The sequence below is a fragment of the Pseudoalteromonas sp. APC 3691 genome (assembly GCF_030408135.1).
Classification (GTDB): Bacteria; Pseudomonadota; Gammaproteobacteria; order Enterobacterales; family Alteromonadaceae; genus Pseudoalteromonas.
Genome location: NZ_JASDCB010000005.1, coordinates 69,014 through 83,260, shown reverse-complemented (window position 1 = coordinate 83,260; position 14,247 = coordinate 69,014). Strand labels below are relative to the sequence as shown.

The 14,247-nt window shown below is 38.5% G+C and carries 9 protein-coding genes; 7 read left to right on the top strand and 2 right to left on the bottom strand.

Annotation, left to right across the window (positions count from 1 at the left end):
* Nucleotides 1-289: 289 nt before the first annotated feature.
* The 3 genes from QL998_RS03010 to QL998_RS03000 all read left to right on the top strand — a co-directional run bounded on the left by QL998_RS03010 (nucleotide 290) and on the right by QL998_RS03000 (nucleotide 5,451).
* Nucleotides 290-3,106: a TonB-dependent receptor gene (locus tag QL998_RS03010; RefSeq protein WP_182194103.1), complete on the top strand. Its 2,817-nt coding sequence runs from the start codon at nucleotides 290-292 to the stop codon at nucleotides 3,104-3,106.
* Between the two features lie 167 nt (nucleotides 3,107-3,273).
* Nucleotides 3,274-3,576, top strand: coding sequence for an H-NS histone family protein (locus tag QL998_RS03005; RefSeq protein WP_002958250.1), 303 nt, complete (start codon nucleotides 3,274-3,276; stop codon nucleotides 3,574-3,576).
* 123 nt (nucleotides 3,577-3,699) lie between these two features.
* On the top strand, nucleotides 3,700-5,451 hold the full coding sequence (locus QL998_RS03000) for a DEAD/DEAH box helicase (protein ID WP_290192129.1): 1,752 nt from the start codon (nucleotides 3,700-3,702) through the stop codon (nucleotides 5,449-5,451).
* A gap of 35 nt (nucleotides 5,452-5,486) precedes the next feature.
* Here QL998_RS03000 and QL998_RS02995 read toward each other — a convergent pair whose 3' ends face one another.
* On the bottom strand, nucleotides 5,487-5,822 hold the full coding sequence (locus QL998_RS02995; RefSeq protein ID WP_165725436.1) for a ribonuclease E inhibitor RraB: 336 nt from the start codon (nucleotides 5,820-5,822) through the stop codon (nucleotides 5,487-5,489).
* Nucleotides 5,823-6,036: 214 nt separating this feature from the next.
* On the opposite strand from QL998_RS02995, the gene QL998_RS02990 reads away from it, so the two are divergent.
* Genes QL998_RS02990 through QL998_RS02980 form a run of 3 tightly spaced genes read left to right on the top strand, consistent with a single transcriptional unit; the run spans nucleotide 6,037 to nucleotide 12,373 of the window.
* Nucleotides 6,037-7,764 (top strand): autotransporter assembly complex family protein, encoded by a 1,728-nt coding sequence (locus QL998_RS02990; protein ID WP_182194108.1) that lies wholly within the window; start codon nucleotides 6,037-6,039, stop codon nucleotides 7,762-7,764.
* Nucleotides 7,764-11,453, top strand: coding sequence for a translocation/assembly module TamB domain-containing protein (locus tag QL998_RS02985; protein ID WP_290192128.1), 3,690 nt, complete (start codon nucleotides 7,764-7,766; stop codon nucleotides 11,451-11,453). The genes QL998_RS02990 and QL998_RS02985 overlap by 1 nt, the downstream gene beginning before the upstream one ends.
* Nucleotides 11,454-11,485: 32 nt before the next feature.
* The gene (locus QL998_RS02980) at nucleotides 11,486-12,373 is read left to right on the top strand and encodes a peptidylprolyl isomerase (RefSeq protein WP_290192127.1); all 888 of its coding nucleotides are present in this window, start codon (nucleotides 11,486-11,488) and stop codon (nucleotides 12,371-12,373) included.
* A 372-nt stretch (nucleotides 12,374-12,745) separates the two neighbouring features.
* On the opposite strand, the gene queF is transcribed toward QL998_RS02980, so the two are convergent.
* On the bottom strand, nucleotides 12,746-13,591 hold the full coding sequence (gene queF / locus QL998_RS02975; RefSeq protein ID WP_290192126.1) for an NADPH-dependent 7-cyano-7-deazaguanine reductase QueF: 846 nt from the start codon (nucleotides 13,589-13,591) through the stop codon (nucleotides 12,746-12,748).
* 59 nt (nucleotides 13,592-13,650) lie between these two features.
* Between queF and syd the strand changes: the two genes are divergently transcribed.
* Entirely contained in the window at nucleotides 13,651-14,190 is a 540-nt protein-coding gene (gene syd / locus QL998_RS02970) for a SecY-interacting protein (protein ID WP_290192125.1), read from the top strand.
* Nucleotides 14,191-14,247 lie beyond the last annotated feature (57 nt).

The following is a 14,247-nucleotide window of genomic DNA, read 5'->3' as shown; positions in this document are numbered from 1 at the left end:
TCTTTTGCTGTAAGAAAATTGCAAAGCTATTTTTCTAAATGTTCATTCCAAAAAAACAATTAGCGTAAAAAATGCATTGGTCATTAATGCATTTAATGCATTAATGCATTTAATGCATTTTGTTTATTTTATGTTACTTTAACCCGTTGTAAATAAAGGCGTTTTTTTAGTTATTCAAGTGTTGACCTTTTGGTTGGGTTGGGACTACTATTCAAATCGAAATAGGTACTGTGATTAATTACAGACCAAGCAAGTAAAATAATTAAAATAGTATTCTAGGGAGAATCCAATGTTAAATAATCAAGTTTCAAAAGCCGTCCGCTTAGCGATTGCTTTTGGTGCAGCATCTACAGCTGTTTTTTCTGCAAGTACAATAGCTGCTGATGAAGGTGTGGAAAAAGTAGAGCGTATTCAAGTTACTGGTTCACGCATAAAGCGAACTGATATTGAAACAACTGTACCAATTACATCAATTGGCCGAAGTGATATTATTCAAATGGGCGCATTGAATGTAGCTGATGTTTTGAATCAATCCCCTGTCACTATTGCTGGTTCAAACCAATCAAATAGCGCATTTGGTACTACAGGCGTTGGTCTTAACACTACGTCTTTACGCAACTTAGGTTCTTCAAGAACTTTAGTGTTAGTGAATGGTCGTCGCTTTGTATCAGGTGTTTCTCCTTCAAGCGGTTATGCGGTTGACTTAAATGCAATACCAGCATCAATGATTGAACGTATTGATATTCTTAAAAGTGCTTCTTCAGCAGTTTATGGTTCAGATGCTGTTGCTGGTGTTGTGAACATAATTACGCGAAGTGATTTTGAAGGTGTTGAGGTTAATGCTCAAACAGGTATTTCAGATGAATCTGATCGTGAAAAATACTCTTTAAACCTTACTGCTGGTAATACATGGGATTCAGGTAGTGTTACAATTGCTGCTGGATATGATGACGATAAAGGCCTTAAATCATCTGATCGTAATTTCTCTAAATACGATCAAGCTATATTTTTGAATGATGAAGGTGGTGAATATGTAGGTATTCAAAACTCTTCATACCCACCTCAAGGCCGTGTTGGCGGATATAATGCAGATGGTACACCATATGTAGGTGATGAGAATTCATTCAATCGTGCTTCTTACAGACAGTTAGTGACTCCGCTTGAACGTAAATACGCAGCAGTTAACTTTAAACAAGATATTTCAGATAGTGTTCACTCTTTCACGGAAGTAAACTGGAATTCATCTAAAACATACAACTCGACTATTGAACCAACTCCTTTTACTACGGATGATGTATATCTACCTTCACGTGGTGGTGTTGGTGGGATTAAACTGGGAAGCCCTTTAGTTCCAGACCTTTTACGCCAAAATTTAATGTCTGATAATCCTGATTTAACAATGGATGATAATATCCCAACGTTAGTTCGCCGTATGGTTGAGTTTGGTGCTCGCTCAACAGATTTAGAGCGTGATACTATTCGTATTGCGACAGGTATAGATTGGGAAATTAATGACAACTGGCTTTTAAACTCTTATATCTCATGGGGTAAAACTGACCAGCGCCAAGAAAATGGTGGTCAAATAAATGTTGAACGTGCTGCAAATGCATTAGATGTATATACTAATGCAGAAGGTAACGTTCAATGTTCTAATGATTTAGCAGTACTTCAAGGGTGTGTGCCTTTAGATTTGTTCGGTGCAGGAACTTTGTCTGATGAAGCTGTTGCATATGTAAGATCACCTGCAAAATCTCAAGGTCAAGTTGAGCAGTTTATATTTTCAACAACCCTTTCTGGTGAATTACCAATTGAGTTAGAAGGTGGTATGGTTGGGCTAGCTGTTGGTGCAGAACATCGTCTTGAAAAAGGTTCATACTCTCCAGGTGATTTAGCGCAAACTGGTGCTTCAAGTACAAATAAATCTGAGCCTACAAATGGTAGCTTCTACACTAACGACGTTTTTGTTGAGACTGTTCTACCAGTTTTAGAAAATGTTGAACTAGATTTAGCCGCTCGCTATTCAGATCATGAAATTGTTGGTGGACAAACAACATGGAATGCAGGTGTACAATACTCTCCTACAGAAACAGTAAAATTAAGAGCATCAGCAGCGAGAGCGATTAGAACTCCAAATATTGCAGATCTATTTGGTGGTAGAGGCGAAACATTTGCAGGAGTTGCAGATCCTTGTGATGCAATTACTGCATCATCTACAGGAAATGTAGCGGCTAACTGTCTTTCTATCGCTGAAGTGGCAAATCGAGTTGCCACTGAAGGCGCATTCAATTTAACAACTATTGAACGTCAAAGCACTGGCGGTTATGTTGGTGGTAATGAAGATGTAAAAGAAGAAACATCTGATTCATTTAGTGTTGGCGCTATTTGGCAAGTGACTGATGAATTTTCATTAACGCTTGACTACTACGATATTGCTGTAGATAACGCTATTGCTACAACTGCTAGAACAACTGTATTAAACCGATGCTACGGTGTTGATCCATCTGACTTTGATGCGACATGTGGTGGGGCAATACGTGATACAAGAGGTGCTTTGACAGAAGTTAGCTCTGGTACTAGCAATGAAAATGATTTAAGCACAAAAGGCTTGGATATTGAATTAAGCTACAAACAAGAATTTTCTTACGGGCAATTATCAGCTGACTTGATTTGGAATCACTTGTATGAGTATGCTGAAACATCAATTGAATCTGGTGAAGAGATAGATTACAGAGGTGAAGTATTAACGCCTACTAATCGTGCAAATTTGAATTTAGGCTATGCAGTTGATGACTTTGCAGTATCATGGCGCATGAAGTACTGGGCAAGTTCAAATGATAGTAATATTGAAGGAAACCAAAATTTCTCAACTGGTGCTCCTTTAGACAAGTTTAATCGCTTTCCGACTGTTATTTATCATGATCTATCAGGTACTTATAACATCACTGATGGAACAGACGTTACTTTGTCAGTTAGAAATATTTTTGATAAGCAACCTCCTGTAGCAAATCAAAGCTCAGTAAGTGGTGCATCAGGTATAAACACTGTTGGTGAAGCTTATGATGTTACTGGTCGTTATTTCCAGTTAAGCTTTACTACTAAGTTCTAATTGTTATTTATATAGAATGATAAAAGCCGCGATTTTAATCGCGGTTTTTTTATAAATAAATTTTATATACCTTAATAAATTATGTGTCGTAGTTATTTTTGAAAAATACCCTTATACTAAAAAAGAATATTTAAATAATTCCAATCATATAATTTAGCGAGATATAAATGAAAGAAGTCCGATCTTTTATTAAAACAGCATCATTAACAGAGCTTGAAAAAGCTCAACAGCTTATCAATGATGCAATTTCAAAATATACCCAGCAGCAAAAAGCGAAACAGGAAGTTTTGGATCTTTTAAAAGAAAAAGGACTTACGCTAGAGGATTTACAAGATGGAGCATCTGACAAACGTACTAAAGTTAAGCCTAAGTACCGTATGGAACTTAATGGTGAGACTATTGAATGGACAGGCCGTGGCCGTCGTCCTAAAGCGTTTGAAGGTGTTGAGCTTGAGAAATTTTTAGCCTAAAGCTAAATATAAGAGAAGCTTCGGCTTCTCTTTTTTGTTTACCCTCAATAAAATATAATTTAAGTTTAAAACTCCCAGCTATTATTTGCTAAAATCTCCTTACTCAAACCTATTTGTTTTCCCATGAGCTATAAACTAAGACCTTACCAGCAAGAAGCCGTAGAACGCACCGTTTTACACTTTAGAAAGAGTAATGATCCTGCCGTTATTGTGCTACCAACTGGTGCAGGTAAAAGCCTTGTTATTGCTGAACTTGCCCGTATTGCTAAGCAAAAAATATTAGTACTTGCTCATGTAAAAGAGTTGGTAGAGCAAAATTCGCAAAAATATAAAAGTTTTGGTTTAGAGGCGAGTATATTTTCAGCAGGTTTAAAAGAAAAGTCATTAAACCATCAAGTAACGTTTGCTAGTGTGCAATCACTTTCTCGTAATTTAAATAAATTAAATGAGCATTATTCGTTACTTATTATTGATGAATGCCATAGGGTAAATGGGGATAAAAAAAGTCAGTACGGTAAAGTAATAAACAGTTTAAAAGAATATAACCCTCAGTTAAAAGTATTGGGTTTAACAGCAACACCTTATCGGCTAGGAACGGGGTGGATATACCATCATCATTATCATGGCTTTGTTAAAGGTACTCAAGAAAGTCCGTTTAAAAGTTGTATTTTTGAATTGCCGCTCAGGTATATGATCAAACATAATTATTTAACGCCGCCAAACGAAGTTGATGCAGCGATTAGCCATTATGATTTTTCGTCCTTAGATAGCAATGCATTTGGGCAATATAAGACTGATGATATGAATGCGCTTTTAAAAAACAGTGAGCGCGCAACGAAAGCTATATTACAGCAAGTTATTCAATACAGTGAAGAGCGTGAAGGTGTTATGGTTTTTGCCGCCACGGTAATGCATGCTCAGGAAATATTAAGCTACTTGCCAGCTCATCAAAGCGCACTTATAACAGGTGATACGCCAAACACTGAGCGCGATAAAATCATTAAGCAATTTAAAGCTAAGCAATTAAAGTATCTAGTTAATATATCGGTACTAACGACCGGCTTTGATGCGCCACACGTCGATTTTATAGCTATTTTAAGACCTACAGAATCAGTTAGTTTATATCAACAAATTGTGGGGCGAGGTCTCAGGTTATCTGAATCAAAAACAGATTGCTTAGTAATCGATTATGCCGGCAATGGTTTTAATTTATTTCACCCAGAAGTAGGCGATAAAAAAGGCGATAGTGATAATGAACCTGTGCAGGTACTTTGTCCTGGCTGTGGTTTTGCAAATATATTTTGGGGTAAAACTGATTCCGCAGGAAAAGTAATAGAGCACTTTGGCAGGCGATGTAAAGGGCTGTTAGAAGATGATGATGGGCATAAAGAGCAGTGCGATTATCGTTTTAGGTTTAAAGAGTGTGAGCAGTGCGGTGCCCAAAATGATATTGCTGCACGTAAATGCCACGATTGCGGCGCGGTAATGGCCGATCCTGATGATAAATTACGTAATGCCTTAAACCTAAAAGACGCACTTGTACTTCGTTGTAGTGGTTTATCAGTAACTCAAATTAAAGATGAGCTCTTTAAAATAACGTATTTTGATGAAGATGGTGCAAGTTGCGATGAGGTATATAACCTGGCAAATAAAGGCGGGCAATTTATATTTAATAAGCAATTTGGTCAACGCGTGGGGCTTGGGCAAACACCGATAGACTTTAAAACTGCAGAGCAAGTAGTAAAAGCACAATTTGAATTAGTACCACCGGATTTTGTTATTGCACGAAAAAGCAAAAAATATGGTTGGAAAGTAGCTGATAAGCTATTTGATTATAAAGGCAATTTTAGGAAGGCAAATCAGTTAAGCCGCTAAGCTTAACTGATAGAGTATATTGAACCAAAAGGCAATTAAGCCTCCTCACCGTCCATTAATCCCCAGCCGTCACCGTATCCATTAAAGCTATTAGCAATGCTTTCAATGTATTGCTCTGCTTGTCCTAAAAGGGTGTGCTCTGGCACCATTTGTACTTGAGTGATAACTTCCCAAACGCCAGTGTCTTTACATTTTTCAAGCTCAGCATTTTGAACTAATGCATCAGAGACTATTTCTTTAGCAAATTTTTCAGCATCGGCTTCTTGTTCAAATAAAATAAAAAAATCGACTTGGTGCATTTTATTTAAATCAATGCCAGCAGCGGCTATTTCGGCTAAAAGTTGGCCGTTATCATCATCAGGGAATTGCATTAAAAACTCATTTAAAATTAATTTTTTATTCGTAGGCACTATTGTAACTAAAATATTGTCTTAACGCGTACTAATTTTAATTATGCTGATATTTATTCAAAGTTAAATTTACGCGTTAGATTGTCATTAAGTTAATGTGTTGCTCATTATGGCTATGCTAATATGCGCGTAATCAGCCAGTTTTATGTAAGATATTAAAAGTAAGGATATTTACTTGTTTATTAAGTTTTTACGTTGCATATGTGTTGTGAGCGCTTTAATTGCGACAAATAGCTATGCGGCAGAAAGAGTCATAGAAGATTACGAAATTAAAGGGTTAAGTGGTGATTTAGAAAATAACGTAGCCCTTTATCTCAAGCAATTAATTGGTGAAAAACCAACCCGTACACTTCGTCGTTATGCCCAAAAGCAAGTACAAAATAGCATTAAAGCACTTGGTTATTATAGCCCGACCGTTGAAGTTGAGTTTGATAAAGACGACAGTGAGTTAATTGTTAAAGTTGAGCGGGGGCCTGCAACTCGTATAGAAGCAATTAACATTACTTTAAATGGGGATGGCCAAAGCGATACCCAATTACAGGCATTAATTAACAACATCAGCTTAAAACAGGGCGATGTTCTAAATCATGGTAAATACGACTCAACCCATAAAAAAATAGAATCAATGCTATTAGAACTTGGTTATTTTGATGCTAAGTGGCCAGCACGTAAATTAGAAGTGTCGGTTAAAAAAAATGGTGCTGTTATTACTTTTGTTATTGATACCGGAGTCAGGTATCAGTTTGGCAATATACAAATTGCCACTAATACACCCGCTGAAAAATACATACGCTCTATAGCGCCTTTCTCGCAGGGCCAACCTTATAAATCAACACATATTGCTGATTATAATTTAGATCTATCAAGCACCCCTTATTTCGCAAGCGTGCGTGTTTATGCTGACATTGCAGCACGTAAAAATAGCCAAGTTCCTATTAAAGTAGATGTACTCCCTAAGCCCGCTAATAGCTATGAAGTTGGTGGCGGCTATAGCACTGACTTAGGACCCAAAGTGCGTTTTAAATGGAGTAAACCGTGGATCACAGAAGACGGCCATTACCTCGAAACTAATCTAAATGTGGCACAAAAACAGCAAGATATTTCCATGGCCTATACAATTCCAGTTGATGATCCTAGTGATGATTTATGGCGTTTCTCTGTTGGCTACAAGTTAGAAGATGAACTAACAAACGACACTTACAGTGAAATACTCACGGGGCAAGTTCAGCGACAATGGTTGACCGAAAATAAGTGGGTGCGTACTGCATTTTTACGCCGCGACCAAGAAACTTATCGCATTGGTGATGAGCCTGAAGAAAGCACCGAAATGTTAATGCCCGGCATTAGCTACGCGCGCAAAAAATCAAAAGGCGGCACGACTCCTTATTGGGGAGAGCAGTGGCTTATATCTGCTGAGTTTGGTTTAGATGATGTACTTTCGAGTACTAATTTGATTAGGGTGCAAATGCAACATGCATGGTTACGTACTTATTTAGATAAGCATTTAGTGTTTTTAAAAGCAAATGTAGGTGCAATGCTAGTTGATGATATTGAAAACGTACCTTACTCACTGCGTTTTTACGCAGGTGGCGATCAAAGTGTTCGTGGTTTTGCGTACCAATCAATATCGCCAGAAAATGATGATGGCGACCTCATCGGTGGTAAATACTTATTAACCAGTACAATAGAGTACAACTATCAGTTTGCTCAAAACTGGCGCGCGGCTTTATTTGTTGACGGTGGTACTGCGACGAATGATTTTTCTGATGACTTTGAAGTAGGCGCTGGTTTTGGTTTTCGTTATTTAACACCCGTTGGCCCTGTGCGTATAGATCACGCTTGGGGATTAACAAAAGAAAGTAAAAGCACACGTTTAAGTATTACCATAGGGCCAGAAATTTAATGTCAGTATTAAAAAAGATAACAGCCGCCGTAAGTGCTATTTTTGTCACGTTAGTTGTTGCACTATTTTGTTTGTTATTTACCGCACCCGGTAATCAATTTATTGCCTATAGTGCAAACAAAGCCGTAGATGGCCTACATATTGAAATTAAAGATGGCCGTTTTATTTATAATGATGCCTTTAATGTGCACTTTACTAACAATGGGCTGGATTTTAATGCTCAACAATTGAAAATTGATTTGTTTTGGTGGCAGTGCGATGGAATTTGTATAGATAACTTAAGTGCTAAATCTATAAATTTAACATTACCAAAAACTGCAGAGTCACAAGAAGAAGCCCCGATAGAGCCGCTTGAAAAAATCAGCTTACCTTTTAATATTGCTGTAAAAAACATTGCGATCAATAAATTTACTCTAGAGCACCCAAGTGCAAACGTAAGCGTTAATCACTTTAAACTCTCAGCAAAAGCAGAGGGTTCAAAGCTGACGGTTAAAAGCCTGAATATTCCCACCATACTTGTTGCTTTAAAAGAGCAAGAACAAGATGCGAAAACACAAACGGCGCAAAATACTCAAGCGCCTTTAACGCACCTACCCGCATTACCTAATATAGAATTTACTTCACCACTTGATTTAGTTGTTGAAGACTTTGAAATAGCTAACATTACGATTGAGCAAAACGAAGCCCAACATGTTATTGAAAACATCTCGCTGCAATTAAGTGTGGAAGATGCGGTTATTAATTTAGAGTCATTCTCAGCAAAGTATGAACAGTGGCAGCTTAATACGCATCTTAACGCTGAGCTTGCAGGGAATTTGCCCGTGAAAGGGGATGTTGTTTTACAAAGCGACGAGCACCAAGCCAATTTGCAGTTGAATGGTGACTTGTCAAATCTAAACTTAAATTTAGAAACGCAGGGGCAATATCCACTTAGTTTAACGGCAACGGCAGATTTAAAGCAAAAAAACTATCCGTTTGAGTTAAATGGCAAAATTAAACAGTGGCTTATTGATGCACAAAGTAATGAGCTTAAAGTGCGAAATGTAAGCCTCAATGCACAAGGTAATGCCGACGATTACCAGCTTAGCCTACAGGGGAATAGCCAATTAGGCGCGTACCCAGCTGTTGACTTAAATACCCAATTAAAAGGCAGTCTCACCAAAGCAACTTTACAAGCGCTAAGCATTAAAGCAAACGAAAGCAGTGCAACTATAAAAGCCAATGTTGATTGGCAAAAAGGCATACAGGCTAACTTTAATGGCACGCTTGCTAACTTAAAAGCGCAGTACTTAACTGATGCCGCTACCAGTGATATTTCGGGACAGTTTAAAGGCTCGTTTAATGCAGCTGACGACAAGTGGCAGCTGCAAATGAATAATACAAAGTTAAACGGATTACTTAACGACGTGCCACTAGAATTTGCCTCGAACTTTAAGCTCGACAACACGTTAAAAGCTAATATTGATAGTTTTTATTTAAGTAGCGGCACCAATAAATTAGCACTAAGCGGGCAAGTTGATGACACTTGGCAGGTTGATGGCAAAGTAACGCTAAAAAGTGATGAAAAAGCTAATATTCCATATACTGCCGATGGCAACGCAAATTTAAAAGTGAGAGGGGAAAGGTTAACGCCCTCTGTTGATTTAGCGCTAATACTCGATCGCTTTATTTTTGATGAAATAAACATTAATAAATTATCAGTAAAAGGGCAGTTAGATACCGCAGCCGATTGGCAAACTGATGTTTCGGTAAGTGTTGGTTCGGCGCTTGTAGCCGAACAGCAAATTAATAGCGTTAAAATTGATATTAGCGGCGACAAAACAGATCACCAACTTACGGCATCTGTAGATGCCGAGCAAGGCAGTGTAGAGCTTGAAGTTAATGGCAAAATTAATAATACCACTTGGAATGGCGAGCTTAGTAATGTAATGCTCAGCGATAAAAAGCTTAGTTTTAGTAATACTAAAAAAATTGCCATTATGGTTAATACGCAAAGTGGCGACTTTGATGTAAGTGCACATTGTTGGGCATCTGAGCAAAGTAAATTGTGCATAGACACCTTAGCGCAATCAAAAAACCTCGGTCAGCTAAATGCTAAACTAAGCAACTTAGCACTTGAGGAGCTTAAGCACTTTTTACCTAATAGCATTCGTACTCGCGGTAATATAGCTGGCGATGTAGCACTTAATTGGCAAAGCGGTGCGCTTAAAACATTACGCGCAAATATCGATTCTAGCGACTTAGAAGCGGTGCTTACCTCGGAAGAAGATCGTTTTAAATTACCAATCGAAACTCTAACTGTTAGTGCATTTTCAGACTCTCAAGTTGGCAAGCTTGAAGCTAATTTAGAATCAAGTGTGCTTGGTAAAATAATCACACAAATTGATATTGACGACATACAAAATACGCAAGCGCTTAACGGCACTATTAATATTGATAAAATACTCCTTTCAGACTTACAACCATTTCTTGAAACCCTCGAGCAGTTAAAAGGTGATATTAGCGGAAAAGTCGCGTTAGCAGGTACGTTAAAAGATCCATTATTAAATGGCGAGCTTAATGTGAGCGATATTAGTTTAGAGGGCGAGCAATTACCTATAGCGCTGCAAAAATCAAATATAAACGTATTGTTTGATAAAACAACAGCCACAATAAAAGGCAACTTAAACGACAATCAGGGCGGTAAAATAAATCTCACCGGTGACGTTGATTGGCAAGGTGCGCAACCTGCTGTAAATGTGGCGGTAGTTGGCGAGCAGTTTTATGTACGTGCGCAGCAAGGGGTTACTTTTAAAGTATCGCCGGATTTAAAAATAGGCTTGGCTAATAATGCACTCAAGCTTGCTGGTGAGGTAGTTGTGCCTTACGGTCGTATAATGATTGAAGAGCTCCCAGAGGGCGCAGTGCAAGTTAGCGATGATGAAATTATTGTTGATCAAAAAACCGAGGCCACCGAAACAGTTCCGTTTGATTACGACATAGATTTAAAAGTGATTGTTAAAAACGATGTAAAAGTAGAATCGTTTGGCTTGGAATCAAAAGTTGCGGGTGATTTAGCGATAAAAATGAGTCAAGGTGCGCCAATTATAGCCACAGGTGAGCTTAACTTAATTGAAGGTACTTACTTAGCTTTTGGGCAAGATTTAATAATCAGCACCGGGCAAGTAGGTTTTAGCGGTTCAATTGAACAACCATTTTTAAATATTAAAGCAATACGTAACCCCGATACGACTGCAAATGGTGTGATTGCAGGGGTTACGCTTACGGGTAATGTTGAACAACCAACGCTTAAAATATTTTCTGAGCCTGCGATGGATCAAGCTCAAGCACTTGCATATTTACTTAATGGCCAACCTTTAGGCGATGGAGAAAGTTCGTCAAGCGATGCTATGCTCACACAGTTATTACTTTCTCAAGGGGTTAGCCGCAGCGAAGGGGTTGTTTCTAAGGTAGGTGAAACCTTTGGGTTGTCAGATGTAAGTTTAAGCTCATCAGGTAGTGGTGATAGTACCAAGGTAGAAATATCAGGATACGTAGCACCCAGTTTGCAAGTTAAATATAGCGTGGGTGTATTTGATTCGCTCAGTGAAGTGGCTGTGCGTTATCAGTTACTTTCGCAGTTATACATAGAAATAACGAGCGGCCTATATCAAAATGTTGATGTGCTATATAAGTTTGATTGGGAATAACCAAAGCTATAATAATTATAAGGATATAAGCGATGAAAAAAATTATATTGCCAGCTCTGCTTAGTGTTTTATTGAGCGGTTGTGCTCAACAACTAGGTGATGGGGTTGCTAAACAAGAGCTACCTTTATTGAGCGCGAGTGAGGTAATTGCTAGTGCAACGGATAATGACTGGCGAGTAGTGGATGCTCAAAATATTTTAAAGGTAACGCTGCCAACGGGCGATGCGTATATTGAACTTAATGAACAGCTTGCCCCAAAGCACGTTCAAAATATTAAAAAGTTAGCGCGAGAAGGGTTTTATAAAAATACCAGCGTTTATCGTTTTGTTGAGGGTTTTGTTGCGCAAGGTGGCGACAGCTCGGGTAAAAAGTTAATTAAAACTGCGGATAAAACAGTCCCTGCTGAGTTTTATTTAACAACAAACAAACCACTTATAATTACTGAGCTAAATGGCGACGGGTATGCACCAGTTACCGGTTTTTTAAACGGCTTTGCAGTAGCTCAAAACTCAGCACATACGCAAACATGGCAAGTGCATTGTAGTGGCGTGTTTGCAATGGCGCGCGACAACGATATAAATAGTGCGAGCACGGAGTTTTTTGTAACAATAGGGCAAGGCCCGCGCTACCTTGATAAAAATATTACGGTGTTTGGTCGAGTGCTAGAAGGTATAGAGCATTTTAACCGTTTAGCGCGCACACCAACTGAAGAAAAAGCATTTAACCCAATTACTAATATACAAGTCCTTGGCGATGTACAAAGTGATAAAAGTATATTTAAAGTGATGAAAACAAACTCATCGGTGTTTAAAAACTTAATCAGTGCTCGTAAAAACCGTGTTGAACCATGGTTTGTTAAAGCACACAACTACGTTGATGTGTGTGGTATGCCCATACCCACTAAGCGCGAAGTTAATTAAAAAATATAAAAAGGAGCCTAGGCTCCTTTTTTAATACGAGGGTCTGTTGAACTTTGCGGATTGAAATTTGTTCAATCTAGGAGCTATTTAATCGCGGCGCGAGGTTTGTAACCTAGTGGGCTAAGTAAAAACCGAGCAAAGCTTCCGCGTCCTGCTCACGCCCCTTACCTACATCCATGCAGGCAACAAAGAGTGAATAGCCCCTAGGCAGAACCCTTTGGGCAACTCCTGTTTGGCATTAATGCTACGTTATCGCCTATTTATGGGGAACAACCACACTACTTAGGCTCTGCCTTGCCTAAATACCAAACAGGCTGCTTCAAATTTAACCTTGAAAGGTCAACAGCCCCTAATATTCCAGTTTAAAATAACCTACTGACGATTAATTTTAACTGCAAATGGCGTATCGTTATAATGCGTAGAGCGATACGGGTTTATATCAAGCCCACCACGACGTGTATAACGCGCGTAAACCTCTAACTCTTTGATATTAAGTTGTGTTGTTAAATCGCTATAAATACGCTCAACACACTGCTCGTGGAATTCGTTATGCGTTCTGAACGAAATTAAGTAACGCAGTAATGACTCGCGACATATTTGCTCGCCTGTGTATCGTATAATTACACTTGCCCAGTCAGGCTGGGAGGTAATTAAACAGTTCGATTTAAGTAAATGGCTATAGAGCGTTTCAGTCACTACTTCATCGCTTTTTGCTTTAAGTGAATTGGCATCAATATCGTAATTATTAATCTCAATATCTAAATCATCAATACATTCACCTGGCAGCGCTGTACACGCTAAGCAATTGTAATCATCAGGGTTGTATAAAGTTACTTTGACAGGGCTGTTAACCGCGTTTGATAAATCATCAATTAAATGCTGTTTTACTACATCAATGCTTTCAAATCGGGTTTGGTTAAAGCTATTTAAATAAAGTTTAAACGACTTTGACTCAATAATATGGCTGCTTTGGCATTCAAAGGTAAATAATGCCACGGCAACTTGCGGTTTGCCTTTAGCGTTTAACCACGATAGTTCGTAACCAGTCCAAATATCTTGGCCTTTAAATGGCAGCTCTGCTTCGTCAATATTTAAAGCATCACGATTTAGTTTGCGCGCAATAGGGAAAAGCAAGCTTGGCGTGTACACATCTACATACTCAGTAGATTGGCCTAATACGCTACCTTTAAGGTCTGGAGAATTGCTGTAATCTGTCATGTTTGCTCTTAAATAGTTACAATAGGGACATTATATCTAATTTAAATGAGTTTCACAGTATGTCTGTTGCATTGCTTATAGAACAACTTCATCAAACATTTAGCGAAAATATCCTGAAAAACACTACAAAGTACCCACTTATTGCGCATGACGAGCAATGGCCAAGCCCATGTGAAGTTGGTGAGGTTGACGAGCAAGGAAACATTCAATGGCAGGGCGCGCGTCAGCAACCTGCAGGTTCGCTTAATGATTTAGCCAGTGCACTTGAGCTTGATTTCCCAAAAGAGCTTAGCGAGCTATACGGACATATGTACGGTGGAAGTATTTTAGCAAGTATTGATGGGCATCAGGTTGAATTACTACAAGCATGGAACGAAGAAGACTTTAATTTGCTACAGCAAAATATAACGGGCCACGTTTTAATGAAACGCAAGCTCAAGCAGCCAGAAACAGTATTTATTGGTTTAACAGATCAAGATGATTTACTAGTAAGTGTATTGGTGCACACTGGTGAAGTATGTTTAGAGTTTGTCGGCAAAAAAACACACCATGTACTAGCGCCTAACATTAATGTTTTTTTAAAGGCATTAGAGGTTTAGAGTCTATTCAACAATCAGCTCGGTGCAGCTAGCACCAAGCTATTGTTGCTCATTAAT